A 25,677-nucleotide genomic window follows, 5' to 3' on the forward strand; every position below is an offset into this window, starting at 1 on the left:
GCTTATTTCGGGCATGTCATCTGGTGGACGGAAGAAATTCACCTCGCACGTCAGGGTTGCCATCCGTGACGACGCGCTCTCCGGAGGAGCGGTCGTGCGACCCGATCCGTCTTGCCATATGGACAGTTAGTATCACGATATGAACGCCACGCCCTCCCTCTCATCCCGGCGCCGATGGGTGGTGCTCGCGGTCGGACTCGCCGCGATGACCGCGGGCACCGCCTTCCAGTTCGGCCTGCCGTACCTCATCCCGGCTTTCCGTGCGCACGGACTGTCGCTCAGCGAGGCGGGCGTGCTCGTGGCATGTCCCCTGGCCGGGCTGATGGCCACGCTCATCGCCTGGGGCGTCGTGGCGGACCGCCGGGGTGAGCGGTTCGTGCTGAGCGCGGGCCTCGCGGTGGCCGGGATGGCCCTGCTCGCCGCCGCAGCGGTGCACGGCACGCTCGCGCTCGGGGTCTGCCTGGTCACCGCCGGCGCGGGCGGCGGATCGGTGCACGCGGCGAGCGGACGTCTGATCCTCGGCTGGTCGCGGCCGGGGAGCGCGGGCTCGCCATGGGCATCCGGCAGACCGCGCAGCCTTTGGGACTGGCGTTGGCCGCGCTCACCCTGCCCGTGCTGGCGGTGCGCGGCCTGGCCCCTCCGCTGCTCACGCTGTCCGGCTTCTGCCTGTTCATGTCCCTGTTGGTCTGGCTGTTCGTGCGCGATCCCGTACGACCGGACGAGGCGGCGGGGGAGCGGCGGGGTTCTCCGTACGCCACCCCCGTGCTGTGGCGGCTGCACGCGGCCGGTGCGCTGCTGGTCGTCCCGCAGTTCGCGGTCGCGACGTTCTCCCTCGTGTACCTGGTGGACGACCACCATTGGGACGTCGCCACGGCCGGCCGGGTGCTCGCCGCCGCACAACTCTGCGGGGCCCTGGCGCGGATCGGCGCCGGCGCCTGGTCCGATCGCGCGGGCAGCAGGCTGCGCCCGTACCGCCTGCTCGCCGTCCTGATCGGCGCGGTGATGCTGGCCCTGGCGGCCGGTGCCTACGTGGACTCGGCCGTGGCCGTCGGGGCACTGCTCATCGCCGGCGTGATGACGGTGAGCCCGAATGGGCTCGCCTTCACGGCGGTCGCGGAACACGCCGGACGCTCCTGGGCGGGCCGGGCTCTCGGTGCCCACAACACCGTGCAGAACGCGTTCGCGGCTGCGACCCCGCCGCTGCTCGGCGCCGTGGTCGGCGGAGCCGGTTATGCCGCCGCCTTCGCCACCGCCATCGCCTTCCCGCTGGCCGCGGCGGCGATCACCCCGGTCTCCGCCGAACGCTCCCACCTCGCCCGCGACGCCGCCGTACCCGAACGCACGGTGGTGTGATCCGGCGGCAGGCCCGAGCCCTAGAACGACCACCAGCCGAAGGCGAGATGGCCGGTGAGCCACACACCGCCGATCAGCAGCAGGCCTCTGCCGATCCAGGTGGCCACGGTGGGGCGGCGGTCGCGCACTTTGAACACCCGCCAGACGAACTCGGACAGCGTGTCGCCGGGTCGCTTGTCCCGGAGGGCGATGCCCTCGAGGGTGGCGAACGCCGCGATCCAGACGATCCACAGCACGGGCCAGACGCTCATGAACTCCCCCGTTCAAGGCGATGCCGCCGAAGTCTCTTCAGTCCTCCATTGAACGGCAGGGGAAAGGGCTGCATGCCGCCTTGAAGATGGCCGGATCACGCCACCCTGCGGTTGCGCGCCGGTGACGGCGGGACGCCTTCGCCCGGTTCAGGGCGGATCTCATCGACGTGATCGAGCATCAGCGGCGGCTGAGCCAACGGCAGGAGAGCAACGGCCGGATCAGACGTCTCGGCGGAGGAGGGACAGGGCGCCCGCGCCGAGTGCCGCGGCGACGTAGGCCGCCATCACCGCCAGCGCCCCGTACGGCGACATCACCGTGTCCTCCTGAGCGCCCGCGAGCTGCCCCGCCAGGCTCGGGAGCATCACCGCCGAGATCCGGCCGCCCCAGGGCGACGGCAGCAGCGTGGTCATCGCCGGCAGCACGAGGAGCAGCGTGCTGACGATGACGAGCGCCGCGGCGGTGGACCTGACGACCGCACCGATGCCCAGGCCGACGAGACCGATCACCATGATGGACAGACCTGACGCGAGCGCCGTGGGCAGCCCGGCCGCCACCGACTCCCACGCGGTGATCGGCGCCGGCCGGTCCCCAGTGATCAGCCTGCTCAACAGCAGCGAGGAGAACGCGATGGCCAGGCCGGTGGCGAGGGCCAGAGCGGCGATCACAATGATCTTCGCCGTCAGCAGCCGGAGTCGTTGCGGCACCGCGGCGACGCTGGTCTGGATGAGGCCGGTGGCGAATTCCGAGGTGATCACCAGCCCGCCGAAGGCCGCCAGGCAGAACTGGGCGAAGGGAACGGCGAGCATGCCGGGGTCGGCGCCGGGGAAGGTGGCCTGCTCGGCCGGAACCGAGCCGTCCCAGTCCGCGGTCATCAAGTACGACATCAGCGTGCCGATGAGCAGGGCGACGACGAGCGCGCCGAGGACGGCGAAGGTCGAGCGGACGGAGCGGACCTTGAGCCACTCCGCTGCGATCAGGCCGGTCATCGGGTCGTTCCTCCGGTCCGGTACTCGACGCTGTCGTCGGTCAGCCGCATGAAGGCCTCCTCCAGTGATGCGCTGCGCGGGGTCAGCTCGTGCACCGCGATGCCGTGGGCCATCGCGAGCTCACCGATCTCGGCGGCGGTCATCCCGCTGACGGCGAGCCCGCCGTCCGGTTCCGGCGTGACGGTCGCCCCGGCCGACCGCAGCGCCGTCCCCAGCCCGGGCTCGTCCGGAGTACGGACCAGCACGTCCTGGTCGAAACGGCCGGCGAGTTCGGCCATCGTCGTCTCAGTGATCAGCCGTCCGCGCCCGATGACCAGCACGTGGTCGGCGGTGAGCGCCATCTCGCTCATGAGATGGCTCGACACCAGCACCGTCCGGCCCTCCGCGGCCAGCGACCGCATCAGCCCGCGGATCCACCGGATGCCCTCCGGGTCGAGCCCGTTGACCGGCTCGTCGAACAGCAGCACACCCGGGTCGCCGAGCAATGCCGCGGCGACGCCCAGCCGCTGCCGCATCCCGAGCGAGAAGTCCTTCACACGTCGCCGTGCCGCACCGGCGAGGCCGACCTGCTCCAGCACCGCGCCAACACGTGCGGCCTCGATGCGGTTGGCGAGCGCCAGGCAGCGCAGATGGTCGTAGGCGGTGCGTCCACCGTGCACCGCGCCGGCGTCCAGCAGCGCGCCGACCTCGTGCAACGGACGTCTGATGCCCGCGTAGCGGCGGCCGTTCACCAGCGCCGCGCCCGACGTGGGCAGGTCGAGCCCGAGGACGGCCCGCATGGTGGTGGACTTGCCGGCGCCGTTCGGCCCGAGAAAGCCGGTCACCCGTCCGGGCATGACCCGGAAGGACAGCCCGTCGACGGCGGTCACGGCGTCGTACCGCTTGGTCAGGTCTCTTACCTCGATCATGGCTGCAACGATGGCCGATCGCTCCACGCCGCACATCGGACCGTGGCCTGGACCCGTGCCTCCTCCCGGGGCATGACCGGCAGGCCCCCGCGGCGCGGGATCAGACCAGGGGATGACGTGCTCCGGCCGGATGTGCCGGGCCGAGCCGGGCGGATACCGTCGAACCGTGCGTGAGACGGATCGGCGGCCGCTGCTCAGCCGCCCGCTGCGCCGCGGCCACCTGGTCGCGCTCGACGCGGCCGCCGCGGTGGCGGTGTCGCTGCTCTGCGCGTACGCGGCCAGGGAGACGGCGGAGGGCTGCCCACATGAGCCCGTCTGGGTGTCGTGGCTGGTCGCGCTGGTGATCGGGCTGCCGGTCTCGCTGCGCCGGCTGAGGCCGTTGACGGCCCTCGGCATCGCGGCGACGGGGTCGGTCACGGCGCTGGTGACCGGTGTCATCCCGCTGTTCGCGGTGCTCGCGCCGACGACGGCACTGGTGCTCGTGCTGTACGAGGTGGCGCTCAGCCGACGTCGCCGCACGGCGGCCCTGGCACTCGGCGCCTGCCTGTTCGGCGTCGTCGTCGCCACCATGGGCGGCGCGGCCCTGTCGGCCGGGCAGGATCAGCCGGACGCCCTCGTCGGAGGCTTCTACGTCGGTCTGGTGGTGACCCTCCCGTGGGCGGTCGGGCGGGCGGTGCGGGAGCGGCGCGCCTACGCCGCCCGCTCGGCCGGGCAACTGGCCCGGCAGGCCGTGGCCGAGGAGCGTCTGCGCATCGCCCGCGAACTGCACGACGTGGTCGCGCACAGCATGGGCCTGATCGTGGTCAAGGCCTCGATCGCCAACCATGTCGCCGACTCCCGGCCCGAGGAGGCCCGGGACGCACTCCGCGTCATCGAGGAGACCGGCCGGACGGCGCTCGGCGAGATGCGGAACACGCTCGGGCGGCTCCGCTCCGGCTCTGGCGACCCCGCCGGACTGCGCCCCGCCGAACTGCGCCCCGCCCCGGGTCTCGACGGCCTGCCCGAGCTGGTCGATCGGGCCGCGATGGCCGGGGTCGGCGCCGACCTCGAGGTGAGCGGCACGGCCGTGCTGCCCGAGGGGGTGGGGCTGTCGGTCTACCGCATCGTGCAGGAGGCGCTCACGAACGTGGTCAAGCACGCCGCTCCGGCACGATGCCGCGTGACGGTCGAGTTGGGCCGGAAGAGGGTCCGGATCGAGGTCACCGACAACGGTCCCGGCGTCCGGGTGCTGCCGGACGACGGCGCGACCGGGCAGGGGCACGGTCTCATCGGGATGCGGGAACGGGCCATGATGTACGGCGGGTCGTTCTCCGCGGGGCCACGTCCCGAGGGCGGCTTCAGGGTGAGCGCGGACCTGCCGTACGAAGCCGCCGGACCGACCGGGAGCCACACCCCTTGAGCGAGCGGATCCGCGTGCTCGTCGCAGACGACCAGGCGCTGCTGCGCGGCAGCTTCCGTCTGCTGATCGACACCACGCACGATCTGACGGCGGTCGGTGAGGCCGGCACCGGCGCCGAGGCGGTGGACCTGGCCGCTCGGGAACGCCCCGACGTGGTGCTCATGGACGTTCGGATGCCCGAGATGGACGGCATCGAGGCGACCCGGCGAATCTGCCGGTCACCGGAGACGGCGGGGGTACGGGTGCTCATCCTCACCACGTTCGACGTGGACGAGTACGTCTACTCGGCGCTGCGGGCGGGCGCCAGTGGATTCCTGCTCAAGGACACCCCGCCGGCCGACCTGCTGACCGCGATCCGGGTGGTCGCCGCGGGCGAGGGACTGCTCGCCCCCACCGTGACCCGGCGGCTCATCGCCGAGTTCGCCCGCCGCCCCGAGCCCGCGCGGCCGCTCGCCCGGGGGCTGGACGGCGTGACCGAGCGGGAGCGCGAGGTGCTCACCCTGATCGCCCGCGGCCTGTCCAACGCCGAACTCGCCGAGCACCTGCATCTCAGCCTCGCCACCGTGAAGACGCACGTGGGCCGGCTGCTCGCCAAGCTAGAGGCGCGCGACCGGGCGCAGCTCGTCATCATCGCCTACGAGACCGGCCTGGTCCGCCCAGTGTGATCTCCATTCTCGGCAATCCGATGATGGGTGGTCGAAGGGCGACTTCGACCACCCGTCATTAGGCGGCCTTCAGGGCTCGTAGAGCGGTGAGTTCCATATCGGTCGGCGGCGCGGTGGTGCCGATGGTGTCGGCTGTCTTGAGCGGCCAGCCGGTGGCGGCGTGGACCTGTTCGACGGTGACGCCGGGGTGCAGGTCGGTGAGGACGAGCTCGGCGGTGCCGGGATCGGGACGCAGGATGCCGAGGTCGGTGATGACCGCCACGGGGCCCTTGCCGCGCAGGCCGAGGCGTTCGCGGTCGCCGGGCCCGGAGCCGTGGCCGACGGAGGTGACGAAGTCGAGCCGGTCCACGAAGTTGCGGGTCGAGTGGCGCAGCACGATGAGCACCTCGCCGCAGCCGGCGGCGATCTCCGGTGCCCCGCCGGCGCCGGGCAGACGGCCTTCCGGCCGGTCCGGGCCACGGTCGACGACAGTGGTGTTGATGTTGGCGTGCCGGTCGAGCTGCGCCGCCCCGAGAAAGCCGACGTCGATCCGGCCGGCCTGCAGCCAGTAGTTGAACATCTCCGGCACCGACACCACGGCGTCGGCGGTGTCGGCGAGTTCGCCGTCCCCGATCGACAGCGGCAGCCTGGTCGGTTTGGCGCCGAGGGCACCCGACTCGTAGATGAGGACGAGGTCGGGTGCGGCGGTGCGGCGGGCCAGGTTGGCGGCCGTGCTGGGCAGGCCGATGCCGACGAAGCAGGTCTTCGCGGCGGTGAGGGCACGGGACGCGTTGACGGTCATCAGCTCGTCGGGGGTCCAGTCGTTCATCGGGCGGACGCCCCCTCGGTCTGCAGGATGTTCTCTCGGATCCAGGCGGTGAACCGCTCACGGTCGCGGGCGATCGGGTCCCATGCCTGGTAGAAGTCGTTGTCGCGGACCGAGTACCCGGCGGCGTACGACGGGTGGGCGCCGCCCGGCACCTCCGCGACGGCGGTGACCACCCAGCTGGGCAGCACCACGCCACCGGGGCGCGGTTCCAGCCTGTCGACCAGTTCCTCGACGGTGACCAGCACCCGCTTCGCCGAGAGCGCGGCCTCCTTCTGCACCCCGGTCAGGCCCCACAGCTGGACGTTGCCGTCGCGGTCGGCCTGCTGGGCGTGGATGACGGTGACGTCGGGGTTCAGCGCCGCGACCGCGGCGAGCTCCTCGCCGGTGAAGGGACAGACGACCGTCGACACCGTGTCGGTACGCTCCGGCAGCTCGGTGCCCCGGTACCCGCGCAGTACGGCGAAGGGCAGCCCTGAGGCACCGGCGACATAGCGGTTGGCCATGCCGGCGTGGCTGTGCTCGTCGACTTCCAGAGCGCGCGGCCAGCCGTTCTCGACGGCGTCGCGGAAGCGGTGCAGCGATCCGACGCCGGGGTTGCCGCCCCAGGAGAAGACCAGCTTCCGCACCAGGCCGGCCCCGATCAGCTGGTCGTAGATGACGTCTGGCGTCATCCGGATCAGGGTGAGGTCGGTGATGCCCTGCCGGATGACCTCGTGAGCGGCGGCGAAGGGGATGAGGTGGGTGAAGCCCTCCATGGCGACGGTGTCGCCGTCATGGATCAGCTCCGCCACCGCGTCGTGGAGTGTGCGGATATCAGTCATGTCTTTCGCTAACTCAGTTCAGTCGGCCCAGTTGAGCGAATGGCTCAGGCCTAGCTCGATGTCGGCGGCCGCCTCTCGCACCAGCGGGACCAGCGACCGCATCTCCTCGACCGACTTGCGGCCGATGTGCGTGGAAAGATTGATCGCCGCGCGGGCCCGTCCCATGCGGTCCCGCACCGGAACGGCGATGGCGACCAGGCCCTCCTCGAGCTCCTGGTTGACGAGGGCATAGCCCTCCTCGCGCACCTTCCTCAGCTCGGCGCGGAACTCGTCCGGATCGGTGATGGTCCGGGGCAGCGCCGGCGTCAGCTCGTACGTCCGCAGGTAGTGCTCGAGGTCGGCCGGCGGCAGGTTCGCCAGCAGGACCCGTCCCATCGCCGTCGCGTTCGCCGGACGCCGGGCTCCGACGTTGACCGAGATCGTCATCAACGCCGGGCCGGGGACGCGCACGACGTAGACCACGTCCCCGCGGTCGAGGATCGACCCCTCGCTGGCCTCACCCGTCTCGGCGACCAGCTTCTCCAGGCGGGGCAGCGCGATGTCGGGGAACGACAGCGCCGACAGGTACGAGTAGCCGAGCTCCAGAACCTGGGGGGTGAGCTCGTAGCGGTTGTTCTTGCCGTACACGTAGCCGAGCTCGCACAGCGTCAGCAGGAAGCGGCGTACCGCGGCGCGGGTGAGCCCGGCCTCCTGAGCTATCTCGGAGACCGTCATCGACGGGCGTTCGGCGTTGAACACGCGGATGATCGCCAGGCCGCGTTCCAGCGACCGGACGAAGTCGCGTGAACGTTCGTCGTCGCCTGCGGGCTGCTCGTCCAACTCGCCGCCGCTCTTCGCATCAACAGACGGTGAGACGGGTACCACGTGAAGACCTCCTGGCGGACGGGGCGGTGGGCGACGGCCCGTGGACTTTCTATCGAATGTACGAGGCACCGTTCACGTCCAGCGTGGCCCCCGTGAGACTAGGGCATGCGTCGGTCGCGAGAAAGGCCACGAGCGATGCCAGTTCGTCGGCCTCGACCAGCCGGCCCATCGTCAGCCCGTCCGCCACCGCCTGCTTGGCCGATTCGTCCTGCCCTGCGATCGCCATGCCCGCGTTGACGACTCCCGGGGCCAGCACGTAGACCCGCAGACCCTGCCGCGCGAAGTTGCGGGCGAACGTCTGGGCGAGATTGCGGATCGCGGCCTTCGACGCGGCGTAGGATGTGCGGTCGATGAGCCGTGAGCCCATTTCCGCCGCCCAGCTCGACAGCACGATGATGGTGCCGGATCCGCGCGCGACGAAGTAGCGGGTCGCCTCGCGCATCAGGGCGCCCGCCCCGATGACGTTGACCTGCAGGGCCTCCTGCCAGCCCGCGTCCCATGTCTCGTCCGGTGCGTCGATCGGCGTCTCCGGGTTGACCGCCGCGTTGAGCACCAGGACGTCGATGTCCCGGTCCCATTCGAGTGCCGAGCGCCAGAGGTCGCGTGCGCCGGCGGGTGTCGAGAGGTCGGCCTGGAGCAGCAGCTTCTGGTCGCCGGAGAGCGCCTCGACGGCGCGCTCGGCGCCGTCGCGCTCGGTGCGGTACTGCGCGATGACGTTCGCGTTCGCACTCGTGAGCGCCCGCGCGGTCACCGCTCCGATGCCACGGGAGGCGCCCGTGAGCAGCACGGTGCGACCTGCGAGCGCGTTCTGGTCGAGAGTCACCTGAACTCCTAGTGGATTCCGCCGTCGACGTTGATCAGTTGACCGGTGATGCCCGATGACAGGTCGCTGGTGAGGAACGCGATCGCGTCGGCGACCTCGGCCGCGGTGGCGATCCGGCCGAGCGAGGTGGCGCGCGCCGACCGCTCGAGCGCCTCGTCCACCTGCAGCCCTGTCGTCTCGCGGCGGGACGCCATGCGCGAGCGCAGCGCGTCGGTGGCGATCGGGCCCGGGGCCACGGCGTTGACCCGGATACCGTCAGGCCCGAGCGCGAGCGCCGCCGACCGGACGATGCCGAGTGCCGCGTGCTTGCTGGCGGCGTACGACGTGATGTTGGGATCGCCCCGCCAGGAGTTCAGCGAGGCCACCACCGTGATCGCCCCGCCCGGGCCGAGCCGCGGCGACGCGTGTTTGATCGTGCAGGCCACGCCGCGGGCGTTGATGGAGAGCACCCGGTCGAAGTCGGTGAGGTCCATCTCCGCTGGGCGCTGCCAGGACGGAACCACGCCGGCGGCCGCCACGACCGCGTCGATCCCGCCCAGCAGCCGTGCCGACTCGGCCACGGCCGCACGCATCGAATCCTCGTCGCGGACGTCGACGGGCGCGGTGTGCCAGCCGTCCGCCGGTGCGCCGGCGAGCGAGCCGGGCAGGTCGAGCACCACGCCGCATGCGCCCATCTCGGCGAAGCGCCGCGCGACGACGGCACCGATGCCGTTCGCGCCGCCCGTGACGATCACTCGCCGGCCGGCCAGCAGCGTCCCGGTCGAGGCGGTGGAGCCGGTCGAGGACGTCGGGGCCGTCATCGGGCGCTCGCGGCGTCACGGAGCAGGTCGTGGTCGGCGGCGGCGGTACCGTCGAGAGGATCGACGTCGACGATGATCTCGTCGACACCGGCGCGGCCGAGTTCGCCGATCCGGCGGGCGACCTCACCGGCCCGGCCGGCCGACGCGACGAGCCGCAGCACCACCTGCAGGTCCGACGGGTCGCGCCCGGCCGCCGAAGCGGCGGAACGAATGGTCGCGATCTCGTCGGCGAGCCGGGCCGGGTCGAGGTCGGGCACCGCCTGCTGGGCCAGCCAGCCATCGCCGAGCTGCGCCGCGCGCCGCAGCGCCGTCGGGGAGTGACCGCCGACGTAGAGCGGCACCGCGTGTGCGGGAGTGGGCAGCACGAGCGTGTCCCCCGGCAGGTTGTAGTGAGTGCCGGAGCGGGCGGCCGGACGCCCCGTCCAGCATTCGCGCAGGAGCGTTATCCACTCGACCATACGCGCGCCGCGCGTGTCGAAAGGCGTGTCGAGGGCGTTGAACTCCTCGCGCAGCCATCCCGCTCCGATGCCCAGCGCGACCCGTCCTCCGGACAGCGCGTCGATGCTCGCGACCTGCTTGGCGAGCAGCACCGGGTTGCGCTGCGGGAGCACGAGCGCGGCGGTGCCGAGCCGTACGCGCTCGGTGACCGCGGCGGCCGCGGCCAGTGCGACGAGGGCTTCGAGGTAGGGGGTGTCGGTCGGCCAGGTCGCCTTGCCGTCGGCAGCGAACGGGTAGTGCGACTCGATGACGGTCGGCAGCACCACGTGGTCGCTGACCCAGAGGGAGTCGAACCCCGCCAGCTCCAGTTCGCGCGCGTGGGGGGCCAGGGACGGCCCGGCCGCCGCGTTCCCCGTGTGCGGCAGCTTGACGCCGATCCGCATGGTCATGGGACAACGACCCTTCTCTACTACGCGCGCCCGGCTGGCACTGCGCGGATACGCCGACGAGCGGGGCGCCGCATGGTCCGAGCCGACACGGGGCTGCTCCGGCGGTGACGCCGAGGCGAAAGCAGGCGGCGTGATGGCCGCATGGTATTGACAGGCCGTCTGTGCGTCAAGCGCACGATTGCTCGCTATGAGGTGCGTTGTACGTCTTGCGCCCATCGGAACGATATGCGAGCATCTCCCGAAATGCATCGCGGCCAGGCCTGCGCCGACGTTTGGGCTGGTCAAGCCGCTGGGAGGTAGCGGAATAGATGGTAGCCACCACTCGAAGACATGGAACGCTGACGGGGCTGGACCACATCGGCATCGGTGTGTCGGACATGACGGCATCGCTGGCGTTCTATGCCGAACTGGGGTTCACCGACGTCGCCTTCGACTACGCGGGACCACTGCCGGGGCTGAGCGGGGTCACCGGATACGACGGCACCGAAGCGCGTGTGGTGTTCCTCCGCACCCGTAACCCCACGGTGCTGGGCCGAGCGTCGATCAAGCTGGTGCAGATCACCGATCGGCCGTCGCCACCGGCCCCCGAGGGGCAGGCCTGGGGCGAGCCGGGGATCTGCGAAGTGTGCGTGCACGTCAACGGTCAGAGCGACTTCTATCGCGAGCTCGTCGCACGCGGGCACACCGGGCTGATGGAGCCCAACGAGGCCGACCTCCCGCCGTACGAGACCCACTGCGGCCTGTCCTACGTCGCCGATCCCGACGGCGCCAAGATCGAGCTCATCGAGTGGTCGACGCTCGAAGCCGGCTGGCCGGTCGAGCCAGGCCCGCAGGGCGTCAACCACGTCGCGTTCGGCGTGGCCGACATCGAGCGCACGCGAAGCTTCTACCAGGGGCTCGGCTTCACCGGGCAGCTGTTCGAGTCCGACGGGTACTTCGAGCCGATGCACCCGTGGTTTCACCCCCGCACTCCGCCGCGCCAGCGGATGATGCTGCTCACCAGCCCGCTCGGCGGCGCGCTCGAGCCCGTACAGCACTATCCGCCGTCGCCCGACATGCGCGGCGAGTGGGGCCACCTCGGCACCTTCGAGTTCGCCGTGGGCGCGCGGTGCATCGACAGCGCCATCGAGCACCTGGCCGCCGGCGACATCGCGCTCGTCGGCGAACCGGCCACGATCGACCTCGGAGACGGGGCCACCTGGCGCTACGCGTACTTCAAGGATCCCGACGACCTGTACGTCTGCGTCACGGAGGTTCGCGCGTGAGCGCTCTGGAGAAGACGGCCGCCGTTGAAGAGACGACGCCGATCGTCGCGCTGCGCGACCTCCGCAAGTCGTTCGGCGACCTCGAGGTGCTGCGCGGCATCGACCTGGACGTCTTCGCCGGCGAGCACGTGGTGATCTTCGGGCCGTCCGGCTCGGGCAAGTCCACCGTGCTGCGCAGCATCAACCTCCTGGAGCCGCCGACCTCGGGATCGCTCAAGGTCGCGGGCGTCGAGTACGGCCCAGGCCGGCCGGGCGAGCGCGTCGAGCGCCGGGGGAAGGCGCTGGATCTGCGCCGCACCGTCGGGATGGTGTTCCAGCAGTTCAACCTGTTCCCGCACCTGACCGCGCTCGACAACGTGGCGCTGCCGCTGCGGTCGGTACGCGGCCTCAAGCGGGGCGACGCCCAGCTGAAATCCGCCGAGGCACTGCGCCGGGTGGGGCTGCTGCAGCGAGCGGGCCACTACCCGCAGCAACTGTCCGGGGGGCAGCAGCAACGCGTCGCCATCGCCCGCGCCCTGGCCCTCGATCCCGAGGTGATGCTCTTCGACGAGCCGACCTCGGCCCTGGACCCGGAACTGGTGGGTGAAGTGCTCAAGACGATGCGAGAGGTCGCCTTGGACGGAATGACGATGGTCGTGGTCACCCACGAGCTCGGCTTCGCGAAGGAGATCGGGGACCTGAACGTGTTCATGGAGGACGGCGTGGTCGTCGAGAGCGGGCCTCGCGGGTTCTTTGAGAACTGCACCAGTCCCCGCGCCCGCGAGTTCATCCTGGCGGTGCGCTGATGTACGACTGGGGACTCATCTGGGACAACCACAGCGCCCTGCTGAACGGCCTGCTGGTCGCCCTGAAGGTGTCGCTGTGCGCCGTGGTCATCTCGATCGCCGGCGGTCTGTTGCTCGCCATCATGCGGTTGGCGCGACAGCCCTTCTCCTTCATCGCGGCCGTCTACATCAACGTCTTCCGGGGCGTCCCGGCCCTGGTCAGCGTGATCTGGGTGTACTTCGGCGTCTCGTTGCTGCTGGGCGTGGACTTCAGCGTCTTCCAGGCCGGGGTGATCGCCCTGTCGTTGCTCTACAGCGCGTTCATGGCGGAGATCTTCCGGTCGGCGCTCAGCGCCATCCCGGCCGGGCACCGTGAGGCGGGACAGGCCCTCGGCATGCGGCCGATCCGCGTGTTCTTCTCGGTCGTCCTGCCCCAGGCGGTCAAGATCGCGTTGCCGAACATCGGCAGCATGTACATCGGCATGGTGAAGGACACGTCCACCTTCACGGTCATCGGTCTGCTCGAGGTCGTCCGGGTCACCCAGAACGTGGTCTCGCAGACCTTCCAGCCGTTCGTGCTCTACACGGCGGCCGCTGCGATCTACGTGCTCGCGGCGTTCGTCATCGACCTGGTGTTCCGGCTCATCGAAGGGGCCTACGCCAGCCCGCCCAGCGGGGCGGTGTCCCGGCTCCTGCGCTCGCGTCAGCAGCGCCGCATCAAGCAGCTCATGGTCGACCTCGGCTCATGAGGCTCCACCCCCTCCCAACCTCGCCTTTTCAGCATCGAAAGAGGAAACCCGTGCCCAGAAGCATGAAGTCATGGTCGGCGGTGAGGCGCACCGCTCTGGCGGGCGTCGCCGTCGTGTCCGCCCTGGTCCTCGCGGCGTGCGGCGGGTCAGATTCCTCCGGCGGCGGCAGTGGCGGCGACGACGCCGGCCTCAACAAGGCCGGGACGCTCACCGTGGGGATGAACCTGCAGTTCAAGCCGGAGATGTACCTGGACGCGGCCGGCAAGCCGGCCGGCTACGACGTCGACCTGCTCAACAAGCTGGCCACCGAGCTGGGCGTCAAGCTCAACATCCAGAACCTCGACTTCAACGGCCTGATCCCCGGCCTGCAGAGCAAGAAGTTCGACATGGTCTCGGTCGGTTTCTCTGCGACCGAGGAGCGCAAGAAGGTCATCGACTTCACCCGGGCCTACGTTCCGTACACCAGCGTGCTGGCGGTCGGGCAGAACGACACCTCGCCCGCGACGGTCGACAGCTACAACGCCAAGGGCAAGACCATCACGGCGCTGCAGGGCTCCACCGGTGAGCAGCTGGCCAAGAAGTCGTTCCCGCAGGCCAAGGTGAGCAGCTTCAGCGACCAGAACGCCGCACTGCTCCAGGTGGCGACGGGCCGTGCCCAGGGCAGCGTGGTCGAGGACTACATCCTGGCGCAGTACCAGAAGAGCAACCCGAACCAGGTGAAGAAGGCCGCTCTGCCGCAGCCCCTCGACCTGTCCTACGGCGCGTGGGCCGTGCAGAAGGGCAACAGCACGCTGCGGACGAAGCTCGACGCCTTCCTGTGCAAGGCGCAGAAGGACGGCACCCTCGCCGAGCTGTACAAGAAGGACTTCGAGGTGTCGGAGTTCCCGGCCATGCCGGAGGGCTGCTGAGCGGTGGTAGCCAGCTACCTGGATCCTGACCTCCTCGTGGTCGGAGGCGGTCCGGCGGGCATCTCAGCCGCCCTGGCGGCGAGCAGGGCGGGTCTGAACGTCCTGCTCGCCGACGAGCGCCCGACCCTTGGTGGCCAGATCTACAAGCAGCCGGGCCCGGGCTTCACGGTCACGGACCCGGCTGCGATGGACCGCCAGTTCCGGTACGGCAGATCCCTGATCGAGTCCCTCGACGGCACCGGCGTCGCCGTGCGGCTGCGCACGAGCGTCGTCGCCGTCGAGGGACGGCGGGCGGTGCTGGTCACCGAGGGATCCGCCGCGCACACCGTGACGGCACAGCGGATGGTCCTCGCGCCCGGGGCACACGACCGGCCTGTCGCCTTCCCCGGCTGGACCCTGCCCGGAGTGATCACTGCGGGCGGGCTGCAGACCCTGGCGAAGACCCAGCGTGTGCTGCCGGGCGAGCGGATGCTGTTCGCCGGCTCCGGCCCGGTCGCGCTGGCGTTCCCCGCCCAGCTGGGCCACTACGGCGCGCACATCGTGGCCGCGCTGGAGGCGGGGCCGGCCCCGCGGCCCGCGGACTTCCTCGCCATCGCACGAGCCGCTCGCGGCAACACCGCGCTCCTGCGCGATGCCGCCCGCTACCGGAGCCTGCTGCTGAGGCACCGCATCCCGCTGCGGTACGGACGGATCGTCGTGCGCGCGGAGGGCGACGGCAGGGTCGAACGGGTCGTGCACGCGGCGGTCGACACGGACTGGCGGGTCATCCCCGGCACCGAGCAGAGCGTCGACGTCGATGTGCTCTGCGTCGGGTACGGGTTCGTCCCGTCGCTGGAGCTCATGCGGCTGGTGGGCTGCGACTTCGACTACCAGGAGGACCTCGGCGGGCATGTCGTGCACCGCGACGAGTGGCACCGCACGACCGTCGACGGCGTCTATGCCGCCGGCGACGGCGCCGGCGTCGAGGGGTCGTTCGTCGCGATCGACGAGGGCCGCATCGCCGGTCTCGCCGCCGCGATGGACGCCGGCGTGATCGGTGCGGACGATGCCGTCGCCGAGGCGGCGCCCGCCCGGCACCGGCTGGCCCGCCGCCGCGCGCTGAACGCCGCGACCACCCGGCTGTACCGCGTGGGCCCCGGCATCTTCGAACTGTCCACCGACGACACGGTGATCTGCCGGTGCGAGGCCGTCCGCCAGCGCGACCTGGCGCCCGCGATCGACTCGACCGACGACGTCAACGTGGTGAAGGCCTTCACCCGGGCCGGCATGGGCCTGTGCCAGGGCAAGAACTGCCAGCGCCAGGTGGCCTCGCTCATCGCCCGACGGCACGGCCGCCCGGTCGCGGACATCGCACCTGCCACGCCGCGCATGCCGGTACGGCCGGTGCCGATCAGCGCGCTGGCCGACCACTCGATCGTGGGACCGACTCTGTTCCTCGCCGACGACGCCGTACCGGAAGACGCCGCATCGGTCGGCCCCGCATCGGTCGGCACCGCATCGGATGACGCCGCACCGGTCGGCACCGGGTCAGATGACACCGGATCGGCCGGCACCACGGCAGAGGGAACGGGGGAGCCGTGACCGACGCACTAGCCACCCAGCGCTGGGTGCCCGCGGAGAGCAGCCGCGCACCGCTGCCGTCGAGCACCGACGTGCTCGTCGTCGGTGGCGGCATCGCGGGTGCGGCGATGGCCTACCACCTGGCCAAGGCCGGTGTGGAGGTCACGCTCGTGGAGCGGGGCGAGCTCAACCGCGAGGCGTCCGGAACCAACGCCGGCAGCTTCCATCTGCAGCTGGCCATCCACCAGCTGTCCGGCCAGGGCGCCGCGGCCGACCGTGAGCGGCTGCTGGCCGAGGCCAGGCTGAGCCTGAAGGCGTTCGCGGTATGGCAGGAGCTCGGAGCGGAACTCGACGCCCCGCTCGACGTCCACCTGACCGGTGGATGGATGGTCGCCGAGACCCCGGAGCAACTGCGGACACTGCGTGACAAGTACGAGCTGGAGCAGCTCGCCGGGATCGAGACCGAGGTCGTCACCGGCGACGAGCTGCGGCAGCGTGCCCCGTTCCTGTCCGACACCGTCATCGGCGCGACCTACTGCCCGCTCGAAGGGCACGCCAATCCGCTGATCGTGGCGCCGCTGTACGCGCTGCGCGCCTCGCAGCACGGGGCCGTGATCCGCACCCATACCGAGGTGCTGGGCATCGACGTGACCGCGGCGACCGGCGCCCGGCGGTTCACCGTGCACACCGACGCCGGCTCGATCGACGCCCACCGCGTCGTCGACTGCGCGGGCGCCTGGGCCGGTGAGCTGGCCGCGATGGTGGGCCTGCGGCTGCCCGTGCGCAGCGAGGGTCTGCACGTCAACGTGACCGAGCCCCGACCCCGGCTGCTCACGCCCATGGTGCAGCACATCGGCCGCCGGCTGACGCTCAAGCAGACCGAGCAGAACACGTTCATCATCGGCGGAGGCTGGCCCTCGCCCGCCGCCCCGCGCCCCGAGCGCTATCCGACGAGCTGGCACAGCGCGGCGGGCAGCACGGCGGTGGCGGTGTCGGTCGTGCCCGCGCTCGCGGACGTCCGGGTGGTGCGCACCTGGTCCGGCGTGATCGTGTTCACCGACGACTTCTCGCCCGTCGTCGGCGAGTCGGTCCGGGTGCCCGGATTCCACGCCTGTGTCTCGTCGACCGGCTTCACCTTCAGCCCGCTGCTCGCCCACCGACTGGCCGAGCACATGGTCGCGCCGTCGGCGTCCCGGCGCTTTCCCGAGAGGTACGCGCTCGACCGCGCGACGCCCGGCACCACGTCCTGATTGGAGAGGTTCATGGACCGCAACGATGTCGACTGGCAGGGGTACTTCCCGGCCTTCGTCACCCCCTTCACCGAGTCGGGCGACCTCGACCTCGACACCCTCCGTGCGCTGGTGGACCACTACGCGGCCGAGGGCATGCACGGCATCGTGGTCAACGGAACGTGCGGCGAGTGGTTCTCGCAGACGGCGCAGGAGCGCCGCGCGGTCGCCGAGACCGCCGTCGCGCAGACGGCCGGGCGGATGCGCGTGCTCGTGGGCTGCACCGCCTACACCGCCAAGGAGACCGCCGAGTTCGCCCGCCACGCGCTCGCGGCGGGTGCCGACGGCGTGCTCGCGTCGCCGCCCCCGTACGCCAAGCTGTTCCCCGACGAGGTGATCGAGTTCTACCGGGACCTCGACGCGGCGGTCGAGGGGCCGATCGCGGTCTACAACTGGCCGCACGGCAGCGGTGTCGACATCGGCACCGACCTCGCCGACCGGCTCGCCGACATCGACCAGATCGTCGCCATCAAGGACAGCACTCCCGACGCCGACCAGTTCTTCGAGACCTCGCGCCGCGTGCGCGACCGGGTGCGGGTCTTCGGGCCCTACATGAGTGTCCGGGGGCTCGAGGTGCTGCGAACCGAGGGCGGGGACGGCACCGTCGGCGGTGGCTCCCTGCACGGGCGTCCCGACCCCGAGTTCTGGGAGTCGTACTGGCGCGGTGACTACGACGGCCCGCGCGCCCACGCGGTGGCGGGGGACCGGCTCTTCCCCAAGCTCTGGCTGCCCGGTGGCTGGGCGGGCAAGTACGGCGCGTACCAGAGCCAGCTGAAGGCGCTGATGACGATGCTCGGCCAGCCGGCCGGACATGTCCGCCGGCCGCGCCTGCCCGTGACCGACCCGGCGAGCCTGCGCAGCATGCGCGCCGTGCTCGTCGAGGAGGGTCTGCTGCCGGAGGTGGCCGAGTCGTGACGATCAGACGGCCCCGGCTCGCGGCGGGGCGGGGCCTCGAACGCGGGCCGGCGGTGACCATCACGGTCGACGGCCGGCCCACACCGGCCTACCTGGGCGAGAGCGTGGCGGCGGCGCTGATGGCCGACGGCGATCTGTCCACCCGGACGGCCCTGGACGGCGAGCCGCGCGGCCTGTTCTGCGGCATGGGCGTGTGCTTCGACTGCCTGGTGATCGTCGACGGCGTGGCCGGGACCCGGGCCTGCGTCACATGGGTCCGCGACGGCATGGACGTCGCCCGCCAGGACCATCCGGGGCTGCGCCGCGAGAGCGCCGAGGCATCCGGCGATGGCCCAGGCCGTGCGTCCGACGGCTGAGCCCGACGGCACCCGAGCCGCCGGGCGTCCCGGCGTACCGGCGGCAGCGCCGGCGCACGGTTCGGGCGCCGGCCCGCCGGGCGTTCTGGCCGTGGGGGCGGCCGCCGAGCCGGCGGGCGTCTCGGCGGCCGGAGCGGACGGCGGGTCAGCCGCCGAGACCGTCGACGCAGAGGTACTTCAGCTCGGTGAACTCGTCGAGGCCGTGCCGGGAGCCCTCCCGGCCCACGCCCGACTCCTTCACGCCTCCGAACGGCGCTCCCTCGTAGGAGATCAGTCCGGTGTTCACACCGACGACGCCGAACTCGAGGGCCTCGCCGACCCGCCACATCCGGCCCAGGTCGGTGGTGAAGAAGTACGAGGCGAGACCGAACGGCGTGTCGTTGGCGATCGCGATCGCCTCGTCCTCGGTGTCGAACTCGATGACGGCGGCCACCGGGCCGAACGTCTCCTCGCGGGCCACCAGCATGTCGGGCCGTACGCCGGTGAGCAGCGTGGGTTCGAAGTACGTGTGACCGAGCGGGTGCCGGTCGCCGCCGCTGAGCACGGTGGCCCCGCCGGCGACGGCGTCGCCGATGTGCCGCCGCACCTTCTCGACCGCGGCCTCCGAGATCAGCGGTCCCTGTTCGGACCCGTCCTCGAAGCCGTTGCCGACGGTCAGCGCCTCGATCGCCGTACGGAAGCGCTCGACGAAGGCGTCGTGGATGCCGGACTGCACGATGACCCGGTTCGCGCACACGCAGGTCTGCCCGGCGTTGCGGAACTTCGACGCCATCGCACCGGCGACCGCCGTGTCGAGGTCGGCGTCGTCGAACACGATGAGCGGAGCGTTGCCGCCGAGCTCGAGCGCGACCTTCTTGACCGTCTGCGCGCTCTGGGCCATCAGCAGCTTGCCGACCTCGGTCGAGCCGGTGAAGCTCAGCGCCCGGACCGATGGGTGCGAGGTCAGAATCTCGCCGATCATCGCCGGCCGGCCCGACACGACGCTGAGCACACCGTTCGGGATCCCGGCCCTGGCGGCGAGTTCGGCGAGCGCGGTGGCCGACAGCGGCGTCTCCTCGGCCGGCTTGATGATCATCGGGCAGCCGGCCGCCAGCGCGGGCCCGGCCTTACGCAGGATCATCGCCGACGGGAAGTTCCACGGCGTGATCGCCGCAGTCACGCCGACCGGCTGTCGCATGGTGAGCAGCCGGCGCCCGGCCACGTTCGTCGGGATGACGTCGCCGTAGGCGCGTTTGCACTCTTCGGCGTACCACTCGACGAAGCCGGCGCCGTAGAGGATCTCGCCGCGCGCCTCGGCGAAGGGCTTCCCCTGCTCCGCGACGAGGATCGTCGCCAGGTCGTCGGCGTTGGCGACGATGAGGTCGTACCACCGGCGCATGACGCGCGCGCGTGCGATCGCGGTCATCGCGCCCCAGGCCGGAGCCGCCGCCTCGGCCGCGTCGATGGCGCGCCGGACGTCGGCGCCGGTCGCGTCGGCCATGCGCGCGATGACCGCGCCGGTGGCGGGGTCGACGACGTCGCTGCGCTCTCCGGCCGAGCCGGGCGTCCAGACGCCGTCGATGAAGAGGTCTTCCCGCAACAGGTCCGCGTCGCCCAGGTGAGAGCGCAGTCGAGAGCGGTCGAAGGTCGAGTCCACGGCGTCAGCCTCCATGCTCGAATATCCGGCAAATCCGACGAGATAGCACTTGTCCGGCGACCCAGTGGCCGGATAGCGGGCAACGGTACGCTACGCGGCCATTTATTGCTACATTGGCCTCGCGGTCGCCGGCTCGGTCCCCCGACCCCCTCCCATTCGACACACCGACCCTCCCCACACCGACTTCACGGATGCAGGCGCCAATGACGATCGAGGACATCGACAAAGAGTTCTTCTTCCACCCGTTCACGCATGCGCGCGAGCATGAGCGGACCGGCCCCCTGACCATCGCCCTCGGGCACGGATCGACGCTGACGGACACGCGCGGCCGGACCTATCTGGACGCGATGGCCGGCCTGTGGTGCGTCAACATCGGCTACGGCAACGCCGAGATGGCAGAGACGCTGCGCGCCCAGACGGAGCGGCTGGCGTACTACCACACGTTCGCGTCGATGGGGAACGAGCCGGTCGCGCGGCTGGCGCAGCGGCTCATCGCGATGGCGCCGGGCGCGATGTCGAAGGTCTTCTTCGGGAACAGCGGCTCCGACGCCAACGACACGCACGTCAAGCTGGTCTGGTACTACAACAACGTCCTCGGCCGGCCGCAGAAGAAGAAGATCATCTCGCGCAACCGCGGCTACCACGGGGTGACGGTGATGTCCGGGAGCCTGTGCGGCCTGCCCGGCATGCACGCCGGGTTCGATCTGCCGCTGCCGATGGTGCACTTCGTCCGCGCGCCACACCGGCTGTGGGAGCAGGAGGCGGGGCAGAGCGAGGAGGAGTTCGTCCAAGGGCTCGCCGACGAACTCGAGCAACTGATCCTCGCCGAGGGCCCGGACACCGTGGCCGCCTTCATCGCCGAGCCCCTCCAGGCCGCCGGCGGCGTCATCGTCCCGCCCGCGTCGTACTTCCCCGCGATCCAGGAAGTGCTGCGCCGGTACGACGTACTGCTGATCGCCGACGAGGTCGTCTGCGGCTTTGGCCGGCTCGGCGAGAACTTCGGCTCGGAGGTCTTCGGGCTGCGACCCGACCTCATCACCGTCGCCAAGGGCATCACGTCGGCGTACATGCCGCTCTCGGCGAGCCTGGTCTCCGAGGCCGTGTGGGATGTGATCGCCAGCGGGTCGGAGAAGTACGGCGTCTTCAGCCACGGCTACACCTACTCGGCGCACCCGCTCGCCGCGGCGGCGGCCATGACCAACCTCGACATCATCGAGCGCGACGGGCTCATCCCGCAGGCCAAGGCGCGTGGCGAGTATCTCGCCGAGCGGCTGCGGGCCGAGTTCGGCGGCCACCCGCTGGTGGGCGAGGTACGCGGTCACGGCCTGGTCGGCGCGGTCGAGTTCGTCAAGTCCACGGACCCGCTGACGGCCTTCGACCCGGCACTGAAGGTGTCGGCCGCGGTCGTACGGCGCAGCCGGGAACTCGGTGTGATCACCCGGGCCCTCCCGTCGGCCGACACGATCTCGTTCTCGCCCCCGTTCGTGGTGACCGAGGCCGAGATCGACGAGATGGCGGCGGCGACGAGACGGGCGCTGGACGACGTGGCGGCGGAGCTTCGCCTGCTGCCATGACCGAAGGACCCTCGCTTGGCGTCGTCGTCAACCCGATCGCCGGGATGGGCGGCCGGGTCGGTCTGCACGGCACCGACGGGCCGGCGCTCGACGCCGCGGTGCGCCGGGGCGCCGAGGCCGTCGCCCCGCATCGCGCGCGCCGCGCGCTGAACCGCCTGCACGGGCTCGCGCCGGCCGTGCCGGTCGTCGCCGTCGAAGGGCCGATGGGCACCGACCATCTGACCGGCGACGGCTGGACCGTGCGTACGCTGCACCGCGCCCGTACCGGACCCACCACGGCGGCGGACACCCGCGACGCCGCGCGGGCGATGGTGGAGTCGGGCGTCTCGCTCCTGATGTTCGTCGGCGGTGACGGCACGGCCCGCGACGTCGTCGACGCGGTGGGCGCCGCCGTGCCCGTGCTCGGCGTGCCGTCGGGAGTGAAGATGCACTCCGGCGTGTTCGCGACCGGGCCGGAGGCCGCGGGTGAGACCGCGGCGCGCTATCTCGCGGAACCCGCCCGCTTCGGCTGTGTCGACGCCGAGGTGGTCGATCTCGCCGGCGGGGACGGGGCATCGCCGGCCACACCCCGGATGTTCGGTATCGCGAGGGTGCCCGACGCGAGGGGTTCCCTGCAGCGCGCCAAGGCGGTCGCCGGCGGGGCCGACGACGCCGACCTCGTCGCGTTGGGCCGCGAGGTGGCCCGCGAGATGCCCGCCGACCGGCTGTACCTGCTCGGGCCGGGTACCACGGTGGCACACGTCAACGCCGCCCTGGGCCTGCCCGCGTCGCCGCTGGGCGTCGACGCCGTTCTGGGCGGGCGCCTGCTCGCCGCCGACGCGAGCGAGGCGGAACTGCTGTCGCTGCTGCTGCGGCACCCGTCGGCGACGCTGGTGCTCGGCGTCGTGGGCGGCCAGGGGTTCCTGCTCGGGCGGGGCAACCAGCAGATCAGCGCCGCCGTGCTCGCGGCGGTCGGCACCGACAACATCGAGATCCTCGCCGCACGCGGCAAGGTGGCCGCGCTCGATCCGCCGACGCTGCGGATCGACGTCGGCGACGAGCACGCGACCGCTCCGATCACCGGTTACCGCAAGGTTCGCACGGGGCGGGGCAGGAGCACCGTCTTGCGGATCGTGGCCTAGCCGGCAACGCGCACAGAAGGGAACCGTGACCGTGGCACACCCATATATGCCGAACTCCACGCCGGATGCCAAGACCGCGATGATGCGGGCGACCGGCATCTCCGACGTCGACGAGCTGTTCGAACAGATCCCCGCCGACCATCTCACGGCCGAGCCGATCGCCCTCGAGGCCGGGATCAAGGCCGAGTCGACTGTGCGCCGGCACGTACGAAAGCTGCTCGATCGCAATGACAGCTGCGCCGAGAACCTGAACTTCCTGGGCGCCGGGTGCTGGCAGCACTACGTGCCGGCCGTGTGCGACGAGATCGCCTCGCGCAGCGAGTTCCTGACCCCGGTCTGGGGCACGCCCTCGTCCGACCACGGGCGCAACCAGGCCTGGTTCGAGTACGCGTCGCAGCTCGGCGAACTGGTCGGCATGGAGTTCGTCGGCCTGCCGGTCTACAGCTGGGGCGCGGCGGCCGGGCACGCCGTCCGGATGGCGGCCCGCCTCACCGGCCGGCACGAGGTCGTCGTGCCGAGCACGCTCGACCCCGAGCGTCTCGCGGTCATCCGGACCTACTGCGGCCCGAGCGAGGGCAATGACCCGATCACCGTCGTCGTCGCCCGGCACGACCCGGCCACCGGCCGGGTGGACCTGGCCGACCTCGAGGCCAAGGTCGGTGCGGCGACCGCGGCCGTCTATCTCGAGACGCCCAACCATCTCGGCGTCATCGAGGCCGACGCGGCCGCCGTCGCCGAGCTCGCGCGTCGCCACGGCGCCGAGACGATCGTCGGTGTCGACCCGATCTCGCTCGGCGTGCTCAAGCCACCGCCGGAGTACGGCGCCGACATCGTCGTGGGCACCACCCAGCCGCTCGGCGTCCACCTCAACGCCGGTGGCGGCGTCGGCGGTTTCATCGCCACCCGCGACGACGAGCGTTACGCACGTGAGTACCCGACGCTGCAGGTCAGCCTGGCCGACACGATCGTGCCCGGCGAGCGCGCGTTCGGGATGACGCTGTTCCACCAGAGCTCGTACGGGTCGCGGGAGGACGGCAACGACTGGACCGGCAACTCCGTCTACCTGTGGACGGTGGTGAACGCCGTCTACATGGCCCTGATGGGCCCGCAGGGATTCGTCGACATCGGCGAGACGATCGCGGCGAACAGCGCGTACGCGGCCCGGCGCGTCGGCGAGATCGAGGGACTTTCGGTGCTCTGGCCGTCCGGGTTCTTCAAGGAGTTCGTCGTGGACTTTGGCGGCACCGGGCGAACGGTCGCCGCGGTCAACGAGGCCCTGCGCGGCCGGGGCATCTTCGGCGGCAAGGACCTCTCGGCCGACTTCCCCGAGCTCGGCCAGGCGGCGCTCTACTGCGTCACCGAGATCCACACGGCAGATGACATCACCGCGCTGGTCAGCGCACTCAACGAGGCGGTCACGGCATGAAGGGCATCACCCGTCGCTACCACGCCGCGGTCTGGGACGAGCCGCTGATCATGGAACAGGGCGCGTCCGGCCGCAGGGGCACCGTCCCGCCCGGGCCCATCGAGGGCGCCGGCCCCGGTGACCCGCTGCCGGCGGGCATGCGCCGGGCGACGCCGCCGGCACTGCCCGAGGCGGCCGAACCCGACGTCCTCCGGCACTACCTGCGGCTGTCGCAGCAGACCATGGGCATGGTCGGGATCAGCCTCTTCGGCACCTGCACGATGAAGTACAACCCCCGGGTCAACGAACTGCTCGCCGCGCGCGACCAGGTCGCCGAGGTGCACCCGCACCAGGACGACAGCACCATTCAGGGGTTGCTCGAGATCGTCCACCGGTTCGACCTGATGCTCCGCGAACTCTCGGGGATGGGCCGGTTCGTGTTCCAGGCCGGTGGCGGCGCGGCTGCCGCGTACATGCACGCGACCGTCACCCGCGCCTACCACGAGTCGCGTGGCGAGCTGGCGCAGCGGCGCGACGTCATCACCACCGCGCAGGCCCATCCCTGCAATCCGGCCACCGCGGCGGCGGCCGGCTTCAACGTGATCACACTGCCGGTCGAGCGGGACGGTTACCCCTCGCTCGACGCGCTGCGGGCCGTCGTGAGCGACCGTACGGCCTCGCTCATGATCAACAACCCGGACGACATGGGCATCTACAACCCGCACATCAAGCAGTGGGTCGACATCGTGCACGAGGCCGGCGGGCTCTGCTTCTACGACCACGCCAACTTCAACGGGGTGATGGGGCGCGTCCGCGCGGCGGAACTCGGCTTCGACGCGTGCATGTTCATGCTGCACAAGACGTTCGGCGTCCCGAAGGGCGGCGGCGGCCCGGCGGTCGGCGCGTACGGCTGCACGCCGGAGCTCGAACGGTTCCTGCCCGGCCCGCTCGTGGTCCAGACCGACTCCGGTTACGAGCGTCGCGAGAACCCCGGCGGCGTCGGCCGGGTACGTGAGTTCCTCGGCAACCTGCCCCAGGTGGTGAAGGCCTACTCGTGGCTGCTGGCGATGGGGGCCGACGGCATCCGCGAGGCGGCCGACATCTCGGTGCTGGCCAACAACTACATGGAATCGCGGCTCCTCGCGATCCCCGGCATCACGAAGTCGTTCGACCACCTGACCCTGCGGCGCCTGGAGATGACGCGGTTCAGCCTCGGTGAGTACACCGAGCAGACCGGCGTGACCGCCGTGGACGTCCAGAACCGCATGACCGACTTCGGCGTCGACGCGTTCTGGCTCAGCCATGAGCCGTGGATCGTGCCCGAGCCGTTCACGCCCGAGGCCGGCGAAGGGTGGTCGATGGAGGACATCGACTACTGGATCGACGTGCTCGCGCATGTGATGGAGGAAGGGCGGGGCGACCCGGCGATGGTCAAATCGGCTCCGCACAACCAGGTCGTGGCTCAGATCGACGGGTCGTCTCTGGACGACCCCTCCCGCTGGGCGACGACGTGGCGCGCCTACCAGCGCAAGAACGCGGACCGGACGAACGCGAGCGCCCGGTGACCGA

The 25,677-nt window shown here is 71.3% G+C and carries 24 protein-coding genes and 1 pseudogene; 15 read left to right on the forward strand and 10 right to left on the reverse strand.

Going from position 1 to position 25,677, the window contains the following annotated elements:
• The first annotated feature begins 205 nt into the window (after positions 1 to 205).
• Positions 206 to 1,353, forward strand: a pseudogene (locus HKK72_RS08135) (MFS transporter).
• Between the two features lie 20 nt (positions 1,354 to 1,373).
• Here the strand turns inward: HKK72_RS08135 and HKK72_RS08140 are convergent.
• The 3 genes from HKK72_RS08140 to HKK72_RS08150 all read right to left on the reverse strand — a co-directional run bounded on the left by HKK72_RS08140 (position 1,374) and on the right by HKK72_RS08150 (position 3,499).
• Positions 1,374 to 1,604, reverse strand: a complete 231-nt coding sequence (locus tag HKK72_RS08140; protein WP_187233649.1) for a hypothetical protein — start codon at positions 1,602 to 1,604, stop codon at positions 1,374 to 1,376.
• Between the two features lie 219 nt (positions 1,605 to 1,823).
• A complete protein-coding gene (locus HKK72_RS08145) occupies positions 1,824 to 2,591 on the reverse strand; it encodes an ABC transporter permease (protein ID WP_187233650.1) in 768 nt (255 codons plus the stop codon).
• Positions 2,588 to 3,499, reverse strand: coding sequence for an ABC transporter ATP-binding protein (locus HKK72_RS08150; RefSeq protein WP_187233651.1), 912 nt, complete (start codon positions 3,497 to 3,499; stop codon positions 2,588 to 2,590). Before HKK72_RS08150 ends, HKK72_RS08145 begins: the two co-directional genes overlap by 4 nt.
• Before the next feature lie 166 nt (positions 3,500 to 3,665).
• Here HKK72_RS08150 and HKK72_RS08155 point away from each other — a divergent pair, with 166 nt between their 5' ends.
• The gene (locus tag HKK72_RS08155; RefSeq protein ID WP_315987141.1) at positions 3,666 to 4,898 is read left to right on the forward strand and encodes a sensor histidine kinase; all 1,233 of its coding nucleotides are present in this window, start codon (positions 3,666 to 3,668) and stop codon (positions 4,896 to 4,898) included.
• Positions 4,895 to 5,563 carry a response regulator gene (locus HKK72_RS08160; RefSeq protein ID WP_187233652.1) on the forward strand — a complete coding sequence of 223 codons (669 nt, stop codon included), beginning with the start codon at positions 4,895 to 4,897 and terminating at the stop codon, positions 5,561 to 5,563. The genes HKK72_RS08155 and HKK72_RS08160 overlap by 4 nt, the downstream gene beginning before the upstream one ends.
• 58 nt (positions 5,564 to 5,621) lie before the next feature.
• On the opposite strand, the gene HKK72_RS08165 is transcribed toward HKK72_RS08160, so the two are convergent.
• Genes HKK72_RS08165 through HKK72_RS08190 form a run of 6 tightly spaced genes read right to left on the reverse strand, consistent with a single transcriptional unit; the run spans position 5,622 to position 10,566 of the window.
• Entirely contained in the window at positions 5,622 to 6,371 is a 750-nt protein-coding gene (locus HKK72_RS08165) for a CoA-transferase subunit beta (RefSeq protein WP_187233653.1), read from the reverse strand.
• The gene (locus HKK72_RS08170) at positions 6,368 to 7,192 is read right to left on the reverse strand and encodes a CoA transferase subunit A (protein WP_187233654.1); all 825 of its coding nucleotides are present in this window, start codon (positions 7,190 to 7,192) and stop codon (positions 6,368 to 6,370) included. Before HKK72_RS08170 ends, HKK72_RS08165 begins: the two co-directional genes overlap by 4 nt.
• A gap of 18 nt (positions 7,193 to 7,210) precedes the next feature.
• Positions 7,211 to 8,056 carry an IclR family transcriptional regulator C-terminal domain-containing protein gene (locus HKK72_RS08175; protein ID WP_315987142.1) on the reverse strand — a complete coding sequence of 282 codons (846 nt, stop codon included), beginning with the start codon at positions 8,054 to 8,056 and terminating at the stop codon, positions 7,211 to 7,213.
• 49 nt (positions 8,057 to 8,105) lie between these two features.
• The gene (locus HKK72_RS08180; RefSeq protein ID WP_187233655.1) at positions 8,106 to 8,879 is read right to left on the reverse strand and encodes an SDR family NAD(P)-dependent oxidoreductase; all 774 of its coding nucleotides are present in this window, start codon (positions 8,877 to 8,879) and stop codon (positions 8,106 to 8,108) included.
• Between the two features lie 8 nt (positions 8,880 to 8,887).
• Positions 8,888 to 9,679 (reverse strand): SDR family NAD(P)-dependent oxidoreductase, encoded by a 792-nt coding sequence (locus HKK72_RS08185; protein ID WP_187233656.1) that lies wholly within the window; start codon positions 9,677 to 9,679, stop codon positions 8,888 to 8,890.
• Positions 9,676 to 10,566 (reverse strand): TIGR03619 family F420-dependent LLM class oxidoreductase, encoded by an 891-nt coding sequence (locus tag HKK72_RS08190; protein ID WP_187233657.1) that lies wholly within the window; start codon positions 10,564 to 10,566, stop codon positions 9,676 to 9,678. Before HKK72_RS08190 ends, HKK72_RS08185 begins: the two co-directional genes overlap by 4 nt.
• A gap of 308 nt (positions 10,567 to 10,874) precedes the next feature.
• Between HKK72_RS08190 and HKK72_RS08195 the strand changes: the two genes are divergently transcribed.
• Genes HKK72_RS08195 through HKK72_RS40720 form a run of 8 tightly spaced genes read left to right on the forward strand, consistent with a single transcriptional unit; the run spans position 10,875 to position 18,372 of the window.
• Positions 10,875 to 11,831, forward strand: coding sequence for a VOC family protein (locus HKK72_RS08195; RefSeq protein WP_187233658.1), 957 nt, complete (start codon positions 10,875 to 10,877; stop codon positions 11,829 to 11,831).
• Positions 11,828 to 12,616, forward strand: coding sequence for an amino acid ABC transporter ATP-binding protein (locus HKK72_RS08200; RefSeq protein WP_315987143.1), 789 nt, complete (start codon positions 11,828 to 11,830; stop codon positions 12,614 to 12,616). The genes HKK72_RS08195 and HKK72_RS08200 overlap by 4 nt, the downstream gene beginning before the upstream one ends.
• On the forward strand, positions 12,616 to 13,344 hold the full coding sequence (locus tag HKK72_RS08205) for an amino acid ABC transporter permease (RefSeq protein WP_187233659.1): 729 nt from the start codon (positions 12,616 to 12,618) through the stop codon (positions 13,342 to 13,344). The genes HKK72_RS08200 and HKK72_RS08205 overlap by 1 nt, the downstream gene beginning before the upstream one ends.
• Positions 13,345 to 13,394: 50 nt before the next feature.
• The gene (locus HKK72_RS08210) at positions 13,395 to 14,252 is read left to right on the forward strand and encodes an ABC transporter substrate-binding protein (protein ID WP_187233660.1); all 858 of its coding nucleotides are present in this window, start codon (positions 13,395 to 13,397) and stop codon (positions 14,250 to 14,252) included.
• Between the two features lie 3 nt (positions 14,253 to 14,255).
• Entirely contained in the window at positions 14,256 to 15,833 is a 1,578-nt protein-coding gene (locus tag HKK72_RS08215) for an FAD-dependent oxidoreductase (RefSeq protein ID WP_187233661.1), read from the forward strand.
• Complete coding sequence (locus HKK72_RS08220) at positions 15,830 to 17,062, forward strand: NAD(P)/FAD-dependent oxidoreductase (protein ID WP_187233662.1); 1,233 nt, start codon at positions 15,830 to 15,832, stop codon at positions 17,060 to 17,062. Before HKK72_RS08215 ends, HKK72_RS08220 begins: the two co-directional genes overlap by 4 nt.
• A gap of 12 nt (positions 17,063 to 17,074) precedes the next feature.
• Positions 17,075 to 18,016, forward strand: a complete 942-nt coding sequence (locus HKK72_RS40715) for a dihydrodipicolinate synthase family protein (RefSeq protein WP_187233663.1) — start codon at positions 17,075 to 17,077, stop codon at positions 18,014 to 18,016.
• Positions 18,013 to 18,372 carry a (2Fe-2S)-binding protein gene (locus HKK72_RS40720; RefSeq protein WP_315987144.1) on the forward strand — a complete coding sequence of 120 codons (360 nt, stop codon included), beginning with the start codon at positions 18,013 to 18,015 and terminating at the stop codon, positions 18,370 to 18,372. The genes HKK72_RS40715 and HKK72_RS40720 overlap by 4 nt, the downstream gene beginning before the upstream one ends.
• Before the next feature lie 145 nt (positions 18,373 to 18,517).
• On the opposite strand, the gene HKK72_RS08235 is transcribed toward HKK72_RS40720, so the two are convergent.
• Positions 18,518 to 20,023: an NAD-dependent succinate-semialdehyde dehydrogenase gene (locus HKK72_RS08235; RefSeq protein WP_187233664.1), complete on the reverse strand. Its 1,506-nt coding sequence runs from the start codon at positions 20,021 to 20,023 to the stop codon at positions 18,518 to 18,520.
• 188 nt (positions 20,024 to 20,211) lie between these two features.
• Here HKK72_RS08235 and HKK72_RS08240 point away from each other — a divergent pair, with 188 nt between their 5' ends.
• From HKK72_RS08240 to gcvPB, 4 genes are read left to right on the forward strand one after another with little or no spacing between them, the layout of a single operon-like run.
• The gene (locus HKK72_RS08240; protein WP_222720480.1) at positions 20,212 to 21,582 is read left to right on the forward strand and encodes an aminotransferase; all 1,371 of its coding nucleotides are present in this window, start codon (positions 20,212 to 20,214) and stop codon (positions 21,580 to 21,582) included.
• Positions 21,579 to 22,703 (forward strand): ATP-NAD kinase family protein, encoded by a 1,125-nt coding sequence (locus HKK72_RS08245; RefSeq protein WP_187233666.1) that lies wholly within the window; start codon positions 21,579 to 21,581, stop codon positions 22,701 to 22,703. The genes HKK72_RS08240 and HKK72_RS08245 overlap by 4 nt, the downstream gene beginning before the upstream one ends.
• Before the next feature lie 31 nt (positions 22,704 to 22,734).
• A complete protein-coding gene (gene gcvPA, locus HKK72_RS08250) occupies positions 22,735 to 24,129 on the forward strand; it encodes an aminomethyl-transferring glycine dehydrogenase subunit GcvPA (protein ID WP_222720481.1) in 1,395 nt (464 codons plus the stop codon).
• On the forward strand, positions 24,126 to 25,673 hold the full coding sequence (gene gcvPB / locus HKK72_RS08255; RefSeq protein ID WP_187233667.1) for an aminomethyl-transferring glycine dehydrogenase subunit GcvPB: 1,548 nt from the start codon (positions 24,126 to 24,128) through the stop codon (positions 25,671 to 25,673). The genes gcvPA and gcvPB overlap by 4 nt, the downstream gene beginning before the upstream one ends.
• Positions 25,674 to 25,677: the final 4 nt, after the last annotated feature.

The organism is Actinomadura sp. HBU206391 (assembly GCF_014323665.1).
In the GTDB taxonomy this organism is placed as follows: Bacteria; Actinomycetota; Actinomycetes; order Streptosporangiales; family Streptosporangiaceae; genus Actinomadura_C.